Here is a 17198-nt window from a genome sequence, read left to right as displayed (position 1 = left end):
AAATGACACCGACAGCGTACCCACCTCCGGTGGCGTTGAGACCCGTTCCTGAGCGTAGGTCAGCAAAACCGGACCCCCGGGAGGTTCGCACTTCCTGGTCAACCCAAGGGGAAAGTATTGACAGTTGATCATGGCGGATGTCAGTTTTGCGGTGGATTCCGAATGGAAACTCTGAGGAGCAGGCTCACCAGTGCGTTCACTCATTGTGGGACTCGGCCGGGCAGGCGCGGGTCTGCATCTGCCGGTATTGGCCAAACTCCGTACCCGGACCCCGATGCTCTTCGACGACGCTCCCGTCACCGCGTGCGAACCGCGGCCGAACGTCGCCGCGCGGGCGGGTCTCGAGGTCGTTCCGACCATCGAGGCCGCGGCCACCGGGCTCGACCCCGCTTGCACCGTCGCGCACGTCTGCACCCCGCCGACCGAACGCCTCGCCGTGCTCTCCGAACTGGCCACGCTGGGCTTCCGCAAGGTGATCGTGGAGAAGCCGCTCGCCGCGGACATCGACGACCTCGCCCGGATCATCCGCCTGCGCCGCAAGTACAAACTGCACGTCGAGGTCGTCGAACCCTGGCTCGCCAGCACGCTCACCGCGCGGTTGGTCGAGCTGATCCGCAGCGGCCGCTTCGGCGCCCCCAAATCCATCGACATCGTGCAGAACAAACCGCGGTTCCGCCGGTCGCTCGTGACGCCGGGACACCCGACCGCCTTCGACGTCGAACTGCCGCACGGGGTCGCGCTCGCGCTGCGGCTCGCGGGCGCCGCGCGGGTCACCCACGCGTCCGGGACCGATCTCGAGGTCGAGGGGAACGTCGGCCCCCGGATGGGCGGCGCCAGCGTCGGTCTCCGGCACAATTCGGGAATCCACACGGAGATCCGATCGGATCTGACCTCGCCGGTGCGGGAGCGGCGGGTCACCGTCGACTTCGAAACGGGCACCGCGGTCGGGCATTTCGCGGTGAGCGGCGACGACCACCATTCGCAACTGACCCTGCGGTCGACCGGCCGGTCCGAGCACATCGTGCTCCGCGACGACGCCATGACCGAGTGGATGTTCCAGGCCTACCGGAAGTTCCAGGTGGACGGGGAGCAGACGCAGAGCTTCACCTTCGCCACCGAGGTGGTGCAGCTGCTGTCGGTGGCCAAGAACATCTGCGCGGAACCGGTCTCCCGTCCCGAACCCGACGCGGTGGCGGCCCATGCCGACTGACCCGGTGTTCGCCGGTATCACCGACGAGGCGGCCGACGACCTCGGCGGCCAGATCGCGGCGCTCGACGCACTGGGATGGCGGATGATCGAGCTGCGCACGGTCGACCGGATCCCCGTCGCCGACCTCACCGACGAGCGGTTCGACAAGATCGCCACGACGCTGGCGGACGAGGCGATCGGCGTGGTCTGCCTGGCGTCCCGGATCGGCGGCTGGGGCAGGCCGATCACCAGCGATTTCCAGCGCGACCTCGCGGAACTGGACGTCCTCGCCCGGCGAGCGCGGTCGGTCGGCACGCGCTATCTCCGGATCATGTCGTATCCCGGCGACGGCCTGCGCGAGGACGACTGGCGCCGCCGGGCCATCGCGAGGATCACCGTGCTCGCCGAACACGCCGAACGAAACGGCGTGACGCTACTGCACGAGAACTGCTCGGGCTGGGCGGGCACGAGTGCCGAGCGGATGCTCGAACTACTGGACGAGGTCGCGAGCCCGGCGCTGAAGCTGCTGTTCGACACCGGGAACGGCGTGCCCCACGGTTACGACGGGTTCGACCTGCTCGCCGACATCGCCGGCCACGTCGAGCACGTGCACGTCAAGGACGCGGACGAGCACGGCTTCACCCTCCCGGGGGCGGGTGCCGCACGTGTGGCGGACTGTGTGAAGTTGTTGCAGGCCAAGGGGTATCGCGGCGCCTGGTCGCTGGAACCCCATCTCGCGCTCAAACCCCATGAGCCGGGTGTGCTCGCCGGCGACGCGGCGGCCACGTTCGTCGCCGCCGGCCGGGCGATGGCCGGGCTGTTCCGGTGATCCGCGAGGATCGGGAACTGCTGTTACGGCTGCTCGCCCTGCCGACGGCCGGCCCGCTCGAAACGACCGGCGAAATCCGCCTCTGGGAAGCGATGCGGGCTTACGCCGACGCGGCGGCCGGGATCGGTTTCGAGACGCTGTACCTGGCCAGCCCGGAACCCTCGGTGCTGGACCGGCCGGGTGTCCCGGTCGCGGTCCGCGAAGCCGGGCCGGACTTCCTCGCCTGCCAGCCGAGCCTGGTGCTCCGGCTCGGCCCGGCCAGTCCCGCCGTGATGTTCAACGTCCACCTCGACACCGTGGCGCCGTTCGAGCCCGCGGGTTTCGACGGCGCCAGGTTCACCGGCCGGGGCACGATCGACGCCAAGGGGCCCGCGGTGGCGCTGCTGGCCGGGATCCGGGCCGCGGTCGCGGCGGATCCGGCGGCCGGCCGGGACGCCGGCGTGCTCATCCAGGCGGTCTCCGGCGAGGAAGGCGGCGCGATGGGCACGTTCGGCACGCGGCCGCTCGTCGAGGCGGGCTTCCACGGCGAGCTCAACATCTTCTGCGAGCCGACCGGCCTGCGCTACCTGCCGCGGTGCTCGGCGTCGATGACCGCGTGCGTGCGGGTGCGCGGGGAAGACGCGATCGACGACGAACCGCACCGAGGGCACAACGCCACCGTCCTGCTCGGCTTCCTCGCCCAGCACCTCGCGCTCGACCTGGCGGACCATGGCCGGGTCTGCGTGGCGGGGCTGCACACCGGACGCCTGCACAACAGGGTTTACGGCAGCGGGGAGCTTCTGCTCAACATTCCCTACGACAGCCGGGAAGCGGCGGCGAAAATGACCTCCGCGCTGGAGGACGGCCTGCGGTCGGGCATCGCCGCGTTCGTCACCCGGTTCAGTGACGCCGCCGCCTTCGCCCGTACCGCGGCCGACGCCGCGGCGATCACCGGCGTGCGGTGGCTCAAACGCGACCTGCCCGCCCTGACGGCGCGGGACATCCCGCTGCTGGACGAGTTCGTCGCCCGCTGGCCCGACGACGAACCCGGCTTCACCTGCGACGCCCTGTGGCTCGCCGACGTCCCCGGCACCCGGACGGCCGTCCTCGGCCCCGGTTCCCTCGGCGGCAACAACGCGCACTCCGCCGGGGAGTACGCCGACGTCGCAGAGCTCGACAAGTTCTCCGACGTCGTCCGCGAGATCGTCGTGCGATTCAGCCGGAACGGAGGAGCATGACCGTGCTGATGCCCTATCCCGAGCTTCTCTCCCTGGTCACCGCGATCTTCGTGGACCGCGGCGTTCCACGGGACCGGGCGGCGATCGCCGCCACCGCGTTGTGCCACGGCGACCTGACCGGGGTGACCTCGCACGGACTGGTCAACCTCACCCGGCTGTACCTGCCACTGCTCGACGAAGGACGCGCGGATCCGGCGGCGGACATGGTGATCCAGACCGATCTCGGCGCGTGTGTCCTCGCCGACGCCCGTCGCACGCTGGGGTTGTGGTCGGCGTCGCAGGCCATGGAGCTGGCGTGCGCCAGGGCTTCGCGGCACGGGATCGGGATGGTCTCGCTGCGGGGCGCCACGCATATCGGCTGTGCGGGCCACCACGCGGCGCGCGCCGCCGCCCACGGCATGATCGGCCTCGTCGCGTCGAACTGCGGCGGGCAGCGCATCGCCCCGCCCCCGGGTGGCGCGGCGGCGATGCTCGGCACGAACCCGCTCGCGCTGGCCTGTCCCGCCGGTGACGCGCATCCGTTCGTCCTCGACATGAGCACCACCGTCGTGCCGACCGGCCGGGTGCGGGCCGCGGCGAGGGAAGGCCGCGCGATCCCGCCGGGGTGGCTCGCCACCGCTGACGGCGCGCCGGTGACCGACGCCGCCGCGTTCGACCGCGGCGACGCCCACCTGCTGTGGCTGGGCGGCGACCCCGAAACGGGCGCCTACAAGGGATTCGGCCTGGGCCTGCTCGTCGAGGTGCTCGGCGCGCTGGTACCCGGCGCCATGCTCGGCGCGCTGTCCGCCGACGGGGACCGCGACGACGACATCGGCGTACTGACGCTGGCGATCGCACCGGAACTCCTGCGCGGCGGATTCGCCGACGACGCGACCGCGCTCTTCGCCGCCGTGCGCGGCTGGCCCGCCCGCGACCCCGCCGCCCCGGTCGTCTATCCGGGCTGGCACGAGGGTGAACGCGCGGCCCGGTTCCGCGCGCACGGGGTGCCGGTGCCCGACGAGGTCCACGAAGTGCTGCACGCGGTGCGGGTAAGGGCGGCCGGATGATCCGGGTCGGTGTCGTGGGGCTCGGCGTCATCGCACGCTTCTACCTCGCCGCGGTGGAACGGTCCCGGGCCTACGGGCTCGCCGCGGTCTGCGATCTCGATCCGGCGGCGCTCGCCGGGATCGGCGTGCCCGGCTACCGGGATCACCGGGAGATGCTCGCCGCCGGAGGGCTCGACGCGGTGATCGTGACCGCGCCCAACGACGTCCACGCGACCTTGTGCCGGGACGTGCTGGACGCCGGCCTGCCGGTGTGCGTGGAGAAGCCGCTCGCCACCGGGCTCGCCGACGGCGAGGATCTCGTGGCTAGAGCGGCGAGGCGCGACGTCGCCCTGTTCACCGCGTTCCACCGCAGGTACAACAGCAACGTGCGGGCGCTGCAGGAGGACCTCGCGGGCCGGGCGCCGATCGCCTCGCTGAGGGTGCGATATCTGGAGCGGATCGAAGAACACGTCGGCGGTGACCGCTGGTACCTCGACACCGCGCGCTGCGGTGGCGGCTGCGTGGCGGACAACGGACCGAACGCGCTCGACCTCGTCCAGCTGTTCCTCGGGTCGGTGACGCTGCGGAGCGTGCGGGTCACGCGGGACGCGCGCGGCGTCGACAGGCAGGCGACACTCGTGCTCGACAACGCGGTCGTGGAACTCGATTGGTCGTTTCCGGGAGAGGTCAAGGACGTCGAAGCGACCCTGACCGATGGCACCGTCCTGCGCGCCGACATGCTCGCCGGGTTCCCGGCGTTCAAGGAATCGCTGTGGCACGAGTACGACGGGTTGCTACGGGAGTTCGAGGAAGCCGTGCGCAAGGGCGGGGCCTGGCGCGACAGCGGTCTCACCACTCTGTCCATAGTGGACGAGTGTTACCGGAAGGAGCGCGATGCGCGAGGACGGGCCGAAACGGGAGATCACCGGCACGGTGGTGAAGGTGCTCGTACATCACCGTGACGACCGGGGAATGAGCCTGGAGCCCTTCGCCAGCCGATGTGTTCGCGCCGGCGAGATCCACGAACTCGTCACGACCGGCCACGAGGACACGGAGCCCGGAGCGCCGATCGACCGCGTCGGCTTCCTCGGCTTCGCCGAAATCGAGCGGGCGGGAGTGATCGACCGAGGCGACGAGGTGTGGATCGGCGGCGAACTCGTCGGCACCGTCCTCGGCTTCGACGGATGCCACTTTCCCAACCACTACAACATTCTCATCCACACCACGCCGCCGGTCACCGGTGAAGAGCTCGGCTTGAAACCGGAGCTGGAGGTGCGTTTCCGCGGCCGGTGGTGAGTGTTCCCGGCCCCGGGAACACTCACCACTTCGCCGCTACTTGCCGAGCAGGGGCACGTCCGATTTGCCGAGATGGTAGTCGCGTACCGCGTGCACGAGTTCGTCGACGGTCAGCTTGCCGTTGCCGTTCACGTCGATCGCCCGGAACGCGGGGGCCACGGCCGAGGACTCGACCCCGATGGCCGCCAGCCACTTGGCGAACTCCTGCTGGTTGACCTCGCCGTCGCCGTCGGTGTCGCACAGGCCGACGATCGCGGCGATGGTCGGCCGGACCACGCGGTCGAATCCCGAGTCGCCCTCCTGGAAGATCTGCGTCTCGATCACCTCGGTGAACTGCTGCTCGCTCAGCGCACCGTTCGGGCCGGTGCCCGCCTTACCGGCCAGGTACTCGTACATCGCCACGAAAGAGTCCTTCACCGCACGCGCCTGTGGCGAGGCGGGGTCTTCACCGAACGCGTTGATGATCCGGCCTGCTTCGGCCTCGAGATCGGACTTTTCGATCTTGCCGTTACCGTTGACGTCCCACTTCTCGAAACGCTTCTTGAGCCTGTCGTTCTTGACCGCCGTGGTCATTCGTGGACACTCCTTTTCGCGTGAACTCGGAAGAATCTGCGGTACGCGCGTGTCCGGCGGCTCTCGACCCGCCGGGCACGGTCAAAGACGGACGACCTCCTCTCCGGGCACCTGACCCGTCGCGTCGAACAGCAGCCTGGCCGTCGAGGTCAGCCGCCCGAGGTCGTAGGCGCGGTGCGCCACCAGCAGGACGGTGACGTCCGCGGCTCGGAGCACCTCGTCGAGGTCGGCGGCCGGTGGCCCCAATTCGGGTACGGCCGCGGCCACCGGGTCGTGGTAGGCCAGGTCCGCGCCGAGCGCGCGCAACCGGACGGCGATCCGGATGGCGGCGGACTCGCGGGTATCCGGCACGTCGGCCTTGTACGCGACACCCAGCAGCAGGACTTTCGCTTCACACAACGGTTTTCCCCGCTCGGCGAGCAGGCGCGTCACCCGGTCGACCACATGCTCGGGCATCCGGTCGTCCACGAGCCGGGCCGCGTGCACCACACCGAGCGGGGTTCCTTCCCGGTCGGCCTTGTCCAGCAGGTATTTCGGGTCGACCGGGATGCAGTGCCCGCCGACCCCCGGTCCCGGCACGAAGGGCATGAAGCCGAAGGGTTTGGTCGCGGCGCAGTGCACCACGTCCCACACGTCGACCCCGATCCGGTCGCAGAAGATGGAGATCTCGTTGACCAGGGCGATGTTCACGTAGCGATAGGTGTTCTCCAGCAGCTTGGCCATCTCGGCCTCCCTGGTACCGCGCGCCACCACGACCGTGTCGACGAAGCGCCCGTAGAAAGCCGCGCAGTATTTGGCGCACAACGGGGTGTGCCCGCTGATCACCTTCGGCGTGTTCCGGATGCCGAAGCGGCGGTTGCCCGGGTCGACCCGCTCGGGCGAATAGGCGAGCGCGAAGTCCTCCCCCGCGGTCAGACCGTGCTTCTCCAGGATCGGGCGGACGATTTCGTCGGTGGTGCCGGGAAAACTCGTCGACTCGAGGACCACCAGCGTCCCCGGCCGCAGCTGTTCGGCCACCGTCTCGGCCGCCTCACGCACCGCGGCGAGATCCGGCCCGCCATCCGGATCCAGCCCGGTCGGCACGCAGAGCACGATGGTTTCCGCGGTGGCGAGTACACCGGGGTCGGTCGTCACGGTGAAACCGCTCGCCCGCATGGCCCGCAAACGGCTCGTGGTCACGTCGGGCACATGCGAACGTCCCGCGGCGACGGCGGCCGCGACCTCCGGCGAGTTGTCGTACCCGACGACCGACAACCCCGCCTCGCAGGCGGCTTCGGCCAGCGGCAATCCGACATAGCCGACTCCGACCACGACAAGTTCGACAGACACGGGACCCCCTCAGTCTCGATGTCACACGAAACGATCAGCTGACCGAGAACGACCCGGTGCCCGGCGGGACGTGGGAGCCGTGACCCGGTTGGACGCGCATCCCGGGCGACAAACAGAGCGGATCGCCGTAGACGACCACGTCGGCCGAGGTCAGGTTGGCCAGGACATGCGCGGCCATGGGGAGTTTGTGGCAGCCCTCGGGGTTCCGGTAGGTGTCCAGACGCTGGAACTCGGTCGAGAAGACCACCACTTCCCCCGCCGCGGCCTGGGCAGGTGGGCTCGCGACCATCAGCAGGGCGCCGGCGGACACCGCGCTCAACGCGGCGATGACAAGACGGTTCATCGTATGCCTCCTCCACATCCAAGATCATGACTTCACTCCGCACGCTAACAGTCACTCTTGGTGAAATAGGGGTCTCGCCGGAACTTCACGCGCGCAGGTTGCGGTCCGTTCCGGCGGGTCATTCGGATGGCGGCTCCAAGCACTCTTCGCGTGATCTCCGGGAGCGTCCGGTTCACATGAACGAGTGGCGTGGACAATGAAGTCAGGGACGATCGACGGCGAATCGAGACGCTGAGTGTCCCGGGCCCCCATCGACCGGAAAAGGTTTGCGCGGCCGGATGTTCTCGCCCCGCCGGGACTTCTCGCGCCGCCCTCGCTCCGTGCCACGATCGGGCTAAGCCGAGCCTTCGCTCCGGCCAGCGGCTCCGTCCCGCACGGGTCAGCCCTTACAGTGCCGACCATGTCGGAGGAGGAACGCGCGCGGGCGCGACGTGTGCTGGCCTTCGCGCTCGACGTGGCGATGCAGATGTTCCGTCAGGGCATCGAGACCGCCGTCGTCGTCCGCACGATCCGCCGGCTGGCGAACGCGGGCGGTATCGACGATCCGCGGATCTCGGTCGGGGTGCGGACGGTACATCTGCAGTACTGCCCGGGCGGAGGCGGCGAGCCGGTGGTGCTGCTGGGCAGCGTCGAAGCGAACGACACCCGCGACATCGGCCGGATGGGCGACCTGGAAGCGCTCGCGGTCCGCGCCGGCACGGGCGCCACTTCGCCCGAGGAGGCCGAACGCGCGATCGCCGGACTCGCCAAGGCGGGCCCGACCTGGCCGTGGTACGTCAGCCTGCTCGGCGGATGCCTCCTCGCGGCGATGATCTGCCTGCAGGCCAACGGCACCCTGCTCGCCGCGGTGGTTTCGGCCGCGTTGTTCGTGCTCGCCAACCGCGTCGGCTGGGCACTCGGCACGATCGGCATCGCGGAGTTCTTCCAGGTCGCGGCCAAAGCGAGCACCGTGCTCGTCGCCGCGATCTCCCTGCTGTCCCTCGGCCTGCTCGACGGGCACGAGGCCGCGAGCCTCTCGGCGGCCAACCTCGTGCTGCTACTGCCGATCCTGTCCCTCGTGTCCCTGGTCGAAGACGCCGTCGGCGACTTCCACCTGATGGCCGCCGCGCGGATGGTCACCGTCCTGCTGCTCACCGGCGCGATCGTCACCGGGGTGATGGTCGTGGTGTCGGTGGCCAACGACCTCGACATCCTCGGGGAGGCAGGCAGAGTCCACCTCGCCACGCTCCCGCTCGCACTGATACCGGCGACGGCGCTGGTCGGTTCACTGGGCAACGCGATACTGATGGGCACGCCCGCGCGGTGGTGGCCGCTCGCCTGCGGCGCCGGGGTCGTCACGTCACTGGTGAACTGGGCGGGGCACTCGATACTCGGCCTGGCGACCCCGCTGTCGATCTTTCTCGCGACCACGGTGCTCGGCGCACTGGCCGGCGCGGCGGCCCGGACCTCGCGAGTGCCGACCGCCGTCGTCACCATCCCCGGGCTGACCGGCGCCGTACTGCCCGGCCCTGCGCTTTACCTGAGCCTGTCGCAGGTCTTCGCCCGTGTCCCCGGCGCGTGGACCGCCGTGGCCGAAGCGGTCGTCTCCACCGCGGCCATCGGCGTCGGCGTCGTGCTCGGTCTCCAGCTCGCCGCACTGCACCGCACCGGGCGCCGTGCTCTCGGCGCTCGCTGATTTCCGAAGTGTTTTCCGCCAAAAGAAGTTCTTCCGATCCGAGTGTCCTTTGTGGTCCGAATGACCCCTGCGTTCGATGTCGGGCCCGCATTACCGTCGGGCAACTCGAACCGAAGGGAACGCAATGCCCCGTTTTTCGCGCATTCTCGCGCCAGTCGCGGCGACAGCGCTGGTCTTCCTGTCACAGATGATCGCCACGCCCAATGTCGCCGCCGCCGATTACACGAGCATCGACGTCGGACCGGTCAGCATGGCCACCTCGATGGATTGCCTGGGAGAGCGCAGGTCCGTTGGCGACGCCTGGGTCACGCTCAACGGGGACCGCATCACCGTGCGGGACCACTGTGCCGACGGGAATCCGGTCATGGCCAGGGTGCAGATGACGGTCAACGGGGCTGCCCGGTATTGGATGTGTTACAACACCACCGGCGCCGGAACCACGAAAGTGTGCGACAACGATTGGCCCGAAGGATTCGTCGGTTTCAAGACGGTGATCTTCTTCGCGTGGGACGGTATCCGCGAGTACAGGATGGGCACTCTGAGGCACTGGCGGGACGGATGATCGCACCGATAGTCCATATAGGACACTGAGCTTTTTCTACGGCGGCGCGCGGGATCGTGTCGCGAAAGCCACTTTCGGGACGTCAGGCGTCGCGAAAGTGGCTTTCGCGACATGTCTCGGCTGTTCGCGGGTGCGCCGTGCCTGTGGTCGCCCGGTCGAGGGCGCCGTCGGCACCGGCGGACCCGCGCCGCCCATCGAGCGGCAGTTTGCCCTTTATGACTTCCCTGGCCGTCTCCCGGCTCCGTAGCGTCGCGCACTGGCTGATTCGCCGCGTTCACGGAGAAAGGGAACTTCGTTGAGAAGATTGATGGCCGTACTGTTCGGCGTGGCACTGACATTGAGCAGCACTCTCCTGGTCACCCCGGCGGCGCAGGCCGCGACGGCACGGAACGGCGTCTGCGAGGACGGCGAGTTCTGCTTGTACTACAACAGCAATCAGCAGGGATCGGTCAGCGATTTCGACGCGTCGGTCGCCAACTACGGCACGGGTTCCGACTGCTATCACTTCCTCGGCGTGGGCGCGGGGAGGGGCCTGTGCGTGAAGGGCAACGCCGCCTCGGTGTGGAACCGGCGGGACGCGGTCGTCACCGTGTTCTACAAGAACGGCTGGACCGGGCCGATCGACTCGTTCCCGCACGGCGTCAAAGGGAACTTGAGCTCGACGTACAACGAAAACGCCGGGCACCTGCTCGGCCTCGTGGGGAACGACTGGCTGGAAACCGGGCTGTACCACAGTGATTCCGGGCGCATCACGTCCTATTTCGACGGCTACGTGAGCACGTCGGGCAGGCACGAGGGGATCGACTTCGCGCGTGGCTTCGGCGTTCCCGTGTACTCGATGACGCAGGGCTACGTGATCAGGAAGACCGAGGGCAGCAACGGCAGCGGTGGCCTGTCCACGTTGGCGATCTACAATCGTGACCGGGATTTCACCATCATCTACCTGCATCTCAACCCGTCGAATGGGCTCGCGGTAGGTGAGTTCGTGAACCGCGGCCAGCAGATCGGCACCGAGGAGTACCGCGGCGCCACCGCCACGCACACGCATGTCGAATACCGGCCGGGCAGGCACGAGAGCGCCTCGGACAGCACCGGCGATCCGGTGCTCGACAACCCGGGCCCGTCGATGTTCTGGCGGAACCACGGCTACAACATCTGCTGCGGATAGCGCCGCCGAGCCCGCTCCGCTCACCCGGGCCGGGCGGGCTTCCCCGGTCACGCACCGTCCGCGGAAGTCGAACCGGCACTTTTTCGATGAAGTTTCCGGTTGTCCCTCTTCCGCCGCTTTCCGACCATGATGCGGCATCGGTGACGTGAGTCGCTGAGCGAAGCGGAGGACGCCAGTGACTCGAGGTGTTCACATCGGCCTGTCCGGCAGGCAGGCGATCGTGCTGGACGTATTGCTGCTCAACGCGAACCGGGTGGTCGGCATCGACCGGTTGGTCGACGCCGTCTGGGACACCGAACCGCCCGCCACGGCGCGGACCCAGGTGCGGCTCTGCGTGTCGGCGCTGCGGGCGAACCTGGGCGGGATCGGGCTGCCCTCGACCATCGTCACCAGGCCTCCCGGATACCTCATGCGGGTGGCCGAAGCCGCTCCGGCGCTGGAATCGATCAGCCCCGCGGATGAGCGTCCGGCCCGCTTCGGCGAGTTGCTGCGGAGCCACCGGCAAAGCCTCGGCGCGACCCAGCGGCTTCTCGCCGCCCGCTCCACCGTCAGCGTCCGGGCGATCAGGGACCTCGAACACGGCCGGGTCAGCAGGCCCCGCCGCGACACGGTCCGGCTCATCGCGGCCGGGCTCGGCCTCACCGGCCAGGCGCGCGCCGACTTCGAACGGGCGGCGGCCTCATCCCGACCGACCACCGGCACGTCAGCGCCGGGAAACCACCGCAAGAGGAGATCCGTAAGAAGCATCCGTGGAGAGCGGCGCTGGCCGCCACTCTCGCCGCTCTCGCCGCCTTCGCCATCGGCGCCGTGCCCGCCGGCGCCGACGTGACGCCGCAGGCCGACACCCTGCCCCCGCTCGCGATCGAGGACTTCAACTACCCGCAGGCCGTGCAGATCCAGGCGGAGCGCGGATTCCTGCTCAAACGCGGTGACGGCCACATCGTGCTGCTCGCCACCTGCCCGGCCGACTCGGCGGATCCCGATCTGCTGCGGATCGCCGAGCGTGGCCAGCCCGCCCCCGGCTACGTGTGCTTCCGCGTCTCGGGGAAGACCGGTCACCTGACCATCGAAATGCCGTCCGTGTACGGCGTGGACACCGGGAACTTCACCAGCGAGGTCGTGCTGACCCCCGACGACGGGGCGACGAAGAAGACGTACAAGGTGCCGCCGAACAGCTACGCGGGCGTCGGCGAGACCGACCCCGGTGGCACCGGCGGCGAGTACATGCTCCTGGAAAGCAAGGTTTCCCGTTGACCGGCCACCGCTTCCAGCACCGTGCGAGGAACTCAGTCATGAAAAGACCCACCCGGGCCCGCTCGACCAGACTGGCCCTGGCGACCGGCCTGGCACTGGCCGCCACCACGGTGGCGACCGCGCCCGCGGCTGCCGTCGTCGGAGGCAACGGCGACCACGCGTTCGTCGTGCGGCTGGACATCGGCAACGGCGCCCGCGCCTGCTCGGGCGCGCTGGTCGCGCCCGGCTGGGTGCTCACCGCCTCGAGCTGCTTCGCGGCCACCCCCGGCACCGGCCTCCCGCCGTCGGGCGCACCTCCCCAGCCCGTCACCGCGACCGTCGGCCGCCCCGATCTCACGACCACCGCCGGTGTGGTGCGGAACGTGCTCCGGCTCTCGGCGTCGAGCTCGCCCAGCAGGAGGGGCGGGCCGAGGCGGACGAACGGGCAAGGATCGCCCGGCAGCAAACGCAGCTCGCACTGACCGACGAGGCCACCCGCAGCTTGATCGCCGACGCCGAAACCGCGTTGCGCGCGGGCGACACCGGCCGGGCGGCCTCGCTGGGGCGGCAGGCCGCGCTCCAGCTGATCACGAACGGGCTCACCATGAGCTGGACGAAGTCGGCGGCGGAGTTCGCCGTCGCGGGCGGCGACGAGGACGTGCTGGCCTGGCTGGGCACCGACCGGCTGCTGTCACAGCGGCAGGACGACGCCGAATCCGTCGCCGCCGTGGCCGGTGTGTCGACGACGACGGTGGCCAGCGCCGCCGCCCAGGTGCTGGGCTCCGACGATCCCGCGGCGGTCACCGAGTTCCTCACGACCGGCGCGATCAACGCCGCGGCGGAGGACAACCGGCGGACGATCTTCGCCATTCTCGCCGACAATCCCGGGACAGCGGTGCGTACCGCCGCGGAGGCGGCGCTGAACGACGGATCGGCCGCGGCGTTGCACCGGTTCCTCAAGGTGGCCATCGTCGACGCGGCCGCCGAGGACGACCAGGTCGAGGCGTACCGGCTGCTCAACGAAGGCGGCCCGTACACGAAGGCGGCCGCGAAGATCGCGCTCGCGGGCACCACGAACATGCGGCGCAGTTTCGTCGCCGGTACCCGGTTCGACACCGCCCGGCTCGACCACGACTGGGCCACGCACGTCGCCGCCATCCGGGCGGCCATCGCGCACGCGGCCAGGATCGCGTCGAACGCGCTGGCGGACGCGGCCCTCGCGTCCAAGGCCGCCGCCGAGGCGAGGAAAGCCGCCGCCGAAGCGGTCACCTGGGCGAACCGGGCGGCCGGGTACGCGGCGGACGCCCAGCGCTCCGCCACCGAAGCCGCGAACAACGCCGCCGCCGCCGAGCAGTCCGCCGTGGACGCCCGGCGCTCCGCCGACCAGGCCGCGGCCGCGGCCGCCGTCGCGAACAAGGCCCGGCGCTCGGCGAACTCCTCGATGCTGCGCGCGTTCGACTGCGCCGACCGGGCGGTCAGCTTCGCCTACCAGGCCCAGTCCTCCGCGAACAGCGCCCGCGCGTCCGCCATCCAGGCGGGCAAGGACGCCACGGCGGCGGCGGAGGCGGCGAGCCACGCCCGGCACATCGTCGTCATGGCCGCGGAAGCCGAGGCCGCGCTCGCGGCGCAGAGAGCGGCGAGGGACGACAGCGAGGATCCCAACGCGAACGGTGACTCGTCGATCATCGGGATGTGGCAGAACAACCCTGATCGGCTGCTGGAAGAATCGGCGAAGTTCTTCGACCGCCTCTCGGACTGGGCGGGCCTGCTGTCCACCGGTTGCAGTATCGGCGCGTTGATCTTCGCAGGAGCGCCGCCGGTCGCCGCCGTCCTCGCCGCCATCGGCACCGCCGCCAAGATCGTGTCCGTCGCCTCCGGATTCCTCGCGGCAGGAGCGTCCGGCATGCGTTATGGCTGGGAGAGCAGCGAGTTCCACACAGCCCTCGGGAAGGCGATGGTGAACACCGTCTTCACCGGAATCGGGGCGATCAAGATCAACAAGAGGTCGTTGCCGGAGGGTTGGTCCGCTATCCCACAGACGTTGCTCGAGCGCCATTACGAAAAAATCGGCTCAGTGACGTGGGACGCGTTCGAAGGCACCTTCGGCTGGCTGCACCGCCTCTTCAACCCCTGATCTCCCGGTGACCGGACTGGCCGGGGGTCCCTCGCTCGCCGCAGGACCCGGCCAGTCGGGCGTTTTCGACCAATTTCGATCAAAATCGTCGGCGAACCACGGATTTCGGCGTCGCAGCCGCTCTATCATCCGCGAAATGGACCCTCGTCCGAGTTCGCTACTGAGTGAGGCGCGGCGGGCCGCCGGGCTCACGCAGGAGGAGTTGGCGGAACGCACCGGGCTGACGGTGCGGAGCATCAGCAACATCGAGCGCGGCCGGGTCGCCCGGCCGCGCCGCCATTCGGTGGAGGCACTGGCGCTGGGGCTGGGTCTCCAGGGCGAGCAGGCGAGCCGGTTCGTACGGCACTACTGCCCGGACGCGGTGTCGCCGACGAGAACGCCGGTCGTCTCGGTGCCCGCGCAGCTGCCCTCGGGCATCACGTCGTTCATCGGGCGGCAGCGGGAGATCGACGCGCTCGACGCCCTCCACGGCGAACGGGCGGACGAGGGCGTCGTCGTCGCGGTGCTGGAGGGCATGGCCGGGGTCGGCAAGACCTCCTTGGCCGTGCAGTGGGCGCAGCGGGTCAAACAGGACTTCCCCGACGGGCAGCTGTTCGCGAACCTGCGCGGGTACGGGCCGGGGGCGCCCGCCGACCCTGGCGAGGTGCTGCGGTCCTTCCTGCGGGCGCTCGGCGTGCCCGTGGCGGACGTGCCCGCCGACCTCGACGACCGGGCCGCGTCGCTGCGCAGTGTGCTGGCCGGCCGATCGGTGCTCATCGTGCTGGACAACGCCCGCTCGGCGGACCAGGTCCGGCCGCTGCTGCCGGGCCACGCGGGCTGCGCGGTGGTGGTGACGAGCCGCGCGGCACTGCACGGGCTGACGATCAGCGCCGACGCGCGCCGGGTGCCGGTGCCGCTGCTGACCGAGCAAGAGTCCTTCTCCCTGCTCGACCGGTTGGCGGGCCCAGGGCGGAGGTTCGCCGACCGGACCGCGCTCGCCGACATGGTGTCGGGGTGCGGCGGCCTGCCGCTCGCCCTGCGCATCGTCGGTGAGCGGCTCGCGCACAACCGGAACCTGGCGAACGTGGCGTCCTCGATGCGCCCGACCGGGAACCGGCTCGCGGCGCTGACCACCGAAGAGAAGACCACCTCGCTGCCTTCCGTGCTGTCCTGGTCCTACGAGGCGCTGCCCGGCGACGTGGCCTCGGGCCTGCGTCTGCTCGGGCTCCATCCCGGCCCGCACTGGGACACCGCGGCCGCGGCGGCGCTGCTGGGCGCGGACCCGGCGGAGACCCGCCGAGTCCTCGACGCGCTCGTCGACAGCCATCTGCTGCTCGCGCACCGCGTGGACGGCCGGTTCGAATTCCACGACCTGGTCCGCGATTACGCGCGCGGCCGCGCCGACGAGGAACCGGCGCAGCGTCGATCCGCGGCCTTGCGCCGCCTCGCCGAGCACTGTGTGGCCGGGGCGGCCGACGCGGCCAGGGCGATGACGGCCGGTGACCCCAACCGAAGACCGCTGCTCACCCCGGTCGCCGGGAACGTCGTGTTCACCGGCGCCGAGGACGCGGCGACCTGGCTGGCGGCGGAGCTGTCCACCTTGATCGCCATCGCGGAACAGTCGTCGGCCACCGGCGGCACCTACGCCCGGGACCTCTCGACCGTGCTGTGGCAGGCGTTGCGGGTGAACGGTCACTACGGCGCCCTGCGCACCCTGCACCGGCTCGCGCTCACCGAGGCACAGCGGGCGGGCGACGCCATCGGCACCCAGCAGGCGCTCGTCGACCTGGCCGCGATCTGCGCCAGGCTCGGCCATTTCGACGAGGCGGTGACGCATCTGACCCGCTGCCTCGACGTCGACGGGAGCCCGGTAGTCGCCGGCCGCGCGCTGAACACCCTCGGCACCGTGTACGCGCAGCTGGGCCGGTACACCGCCGCGGCGGACCATCTGAGCAGGGCGGTCACGGTCTCCCAGGAGACCGGGGACCGCCTCAACGAGGGACGTTCGCTGTCGAACCTCGGCTTCATCCACGAACGCCGGGGCGATCTGGACGCCGCTCTCGGCTGCTACCGGCAGTGCCTGACCATCGCCAAGAGCATCGACGACCGGCTGAGCGAGGCGATCTCGCTGCACAACCTCGGCGACGTCTACCGCGCGCTGGGCCGGTGGGCGGAAGCCCGCGACCACCTCGACCGGTCGCTGGCGGTCAGCAGGGCCGAGGGTCACCGCGAGGCCGAAGGGTACGCCCTGGCGTATCTCGGGCTGGTGCATCTCCGGCAGGGCGACCTGGCCGCGGCCCGCCTGCATCAGGAGGCGGCGCTCGACATCGCGGTGGCGACCGGCATCCGGCCGCTGGAAACCCTCGTGCACAACGGGCTCGCGGACAGCGCGCTGGCGTGCGGGGACCGGTCGTCCGCGATGGCGCACTACACGCGGGCCGCCGACCTCGCCCGGCTCACCAGCGAACCGCACGAGGAGGCCCGCGCGCTGACCGGGATCGCCGCGACCCACGACGACGCCGGTGATCCGGACAAGGCGAGGCCGTTCCGCGAACGCGCGCGGACGCTGTACGACGCGATGGGCACCGCGATGGTCTCGTCGTGACCGGAACTTCGTCCGGCGAATAGTTCCGGTCGGGCGTTTTC

The 17198-nt window shown here is 70.2% G+C and carries 17 protein-coding genes; 14 read left to right on the top strand and 3 right to left on the bottom strand.

The window, feature by feature from the left end; genetic code table 11:
* The first annotated feature begins 190 nt into the window (after positions 1-190).
* The 6 genes from ACXIZN_RS05560 to ACXIZN_RS05535 are packed head-to-tail and all read left to right on the top strand — an operon-like array spanning position 191 to position 5556.
* A complete protein-coding gene (locus ACXIZN_RS05560) occupies positions 191-1210 on the top strand; it encodes a Gfo/Idh/MocA family oxidoreductase (RefSeq protein ID WP_457952900.1) in 1020 nt (339 codons plus the stop codon).
* The gene (locus ACXIZN_RS05555; protein WP_457952899.1) at positions 1200-2018 is read left to right on the top strand and encodes a sugar phosphate isomerase/epimerase family protein; all 819 of its coding nucleotides are present in this window, start codon (positions 1200-1202) and stop codon (positions 2016-2018) included. Before ACXIZN_RS05560 ends, ACXIZN_RS05555 begins: the two co-directional genes overlap by 11 nt.
* A complete protein-coding gene (locus ACXIZN_RS05550) occupies positions 2015-3235 on the top strand; it encodes a M20/M25/M40 family metallo-hydrolase (protein ID WP_457952898.1) in 1221 nt (406 codons plus the stop codon). Before ACXIZN_RS05555 ends, ACXIZN_RS05550 begins: the two co-directional genes overlap by 4 nt.
* Positions 3232-4281, top strand: coding sequence for an Ldh family oxidoreductase (locus ACXIZN_RS05545; RefSeq protein ID WP_457952897.1), 1050 nt, complete (start codon positions 3232-3234; stop codon positions 4279-4281). The genes ACXIZN_RS05550 and ACXIZN_RS05545 overlap by 4 nt, the downstream gene beginning before the upstream one ends.
* Positions 4278-5222 carry a Gfo/Idh/MocA family protein gene (locus ACXIZN_RS05540; protein ID WP_457952896.1) on the top strand — a complete coding sequence of 315 codons (945 nt, stop codon included), beginning with the start codon at positions 4278-4280 and terminating at the stop codon, positions 5220-5222. The genes ACXIZN_RS05545 and ACXIZN_RS05540 overlap by 4 nt, the downstream gene beginning before the upstream one ends.
* Positions 5155-5556 (top strand): DUF6917 domain-containing protein, encoded by a 402-nt coding sequence (locus ACXIZN_RS05535; protein WP_457952895.1) that lies wholly within the window; start codon positions 5155-5157, stop codon positions 5554-5556. The genes ACXIZN_RS05540 and ACXIZN_RS05535 overlap by 68 nt, the downstream gene beginning before the upstream one ends.
* Positions 5557-5592: 36 nt before the next feature.
* Here ACXIZN_RS05535 and ACXIZN_RS05530 read toward each other — a convergent pair whose 3' ends face one another.
* The 3 genes from ACXIZN_RS05530 to ACXIZN_RS05520 all read right to left on the bottom strand — a co-directional run bounded on the left by ACXIZN_RS05530 (position 5593) and on the right by ACXIZN_RS05520 (position 7801).
* On the bottom strand, positions 5593-6129 hold the full coding sequence (locus ACXIZN_RS05530) for an EF-hand domain-containing protein (RefSeq protein WP_457952894.1): 537 nt from the start codon (positions 6127-6129) through the stop codon (positions 5593-5595).
* Positions 6130-6210: 81 nt separating this feature from the next.
* On the bottom strand, positions 6211-7458 hold the full coding sequence (locus tag ACXIZN_RS05525) for a nucleotide sugar dehydrogenase (RefSeq protein ID WP_457952893.1): 1248 nt from the start codon (positions 7456-7458) through the stop codon (positions 6211-6213).
* A 34-nt stretch (positions 7459-7492) separates the two neighbouring features.
* On the bottom strand, positions 7493-7801 hold the full coding sequence (locus ACXIZN_RS05520; protein ID WP_457952892.1) for a hypothetical protein: 309 nt from the start codon (positions 7799-7801) through the stop codon (positions 7493-7495).
* Positions 7802-8201: 400 nt separating this feature from the next.
* Here ACXIZN_RS05520 and ACXIZN_RS05515 point away from each other — a divergent pair, with 400 nt between their 5' ends.
* The 8 genes from ACXIZN_RS05515 (at position 8202) to ACXIZN_RS05480 (ending at position 17157) form a co-directional block, all read left to right on the top strand.
* Positions 8202-9476, top strand: coding sequence for a threonine/serine exporter family protein (locus ACXIZN_RS05515; protein WP_457952891.1), 1275 nt, complete (start codon positions 8202-8204; stop codon positions 9474-9476).
* Between the two features lie 124 nt (positions 9477-9600).
* Positions 9601-10038, top strand: coding sequence for a hypothetical protein (locus ACXIZN_RS05510; protein ID WP_457952890.1), 438 nt, complete (start codon positions 9601-9603; stop codon positions 10036-10038).
* Between the two features lie 307 nt (positions 10039-10345).
* Positions 10346-11206, top strand: a complete 861-nt coding sequence (locus tag ACXIZN_RS05505; protein WP_457952889.1) for a peptidase inhibitor family I36 protein — start codon at positions 10346-10348, stop codon at positions 11204-11206.
* Positions 11207-11381: 175 nt separating this feature from the next.
* Positions 11382-12035 carry a helix-turn-helix domain-containing protein gene (locus ACXIZN_RS05500; RefSeq protein WP_457952888.1) on the top strand — a complete coding sequence of 218 codons (654 nt, stop codon included), beginning with the start codon at positions 11382-11384 and terminating at the stop codon, positions 12033-12035.
* Entirely contained in the window at positions 12014-12460 is a 447-nt protein-coding gene (locus ACXIZN_RS05495) for a hypothetical protein (protein ID WP_457952887.1), read from the top strand. The genes ACXIZN_RS05500 and ACXIZN_RS05495 overlap by 22 nt, the downstream gene beginning before the upstream one ends.
* A gap of 38 nt (positions 12461-12498) precedes the next feature.
* On the top strand, positions 12499-12921 hold the full coding sequence (locus tag ACXIZN_RS05490) for a trypsin-like serine protease (protein WP_457952886.1): 423 nt from the start codon (positions 12499-12501) through the stop codon (positions 12919-12921).
* Between the two features lie 20 nt (positions 12922-12941).
* The gene (locus ACXIZN_RS05485) at positions 12942-14573 is read left to right on the top strand and encodes an ALF repeat-containing protein (protein WP_457952885.1); all 1632 of its coding nucleotides are present in this window, start codon (positions 12942-12944) and stop codon (positions 14571-14573) included.
* Positions 14574-14709: 136 nt separating this feature from the next.
* Positions 14710-17157, top strand: a complete 2448-nt coding sequence (locus tag ACXIZN_RS05480) for an ATP-binding protein (protein WP_457952884.1) — start codon at positions 14710-14712, stop codon at positions 17155-17157.
* Positions 17158-17198 lie beyond the last annotated feature (41 nt).

The organism is Amycolatopsis sp. TRM77291, from assembly GCF_054166285.1.
Note: the sequence above shows the minus strand (reverse complement) of the source record. Positions and strands in the feature narration are given on the sequence as shown.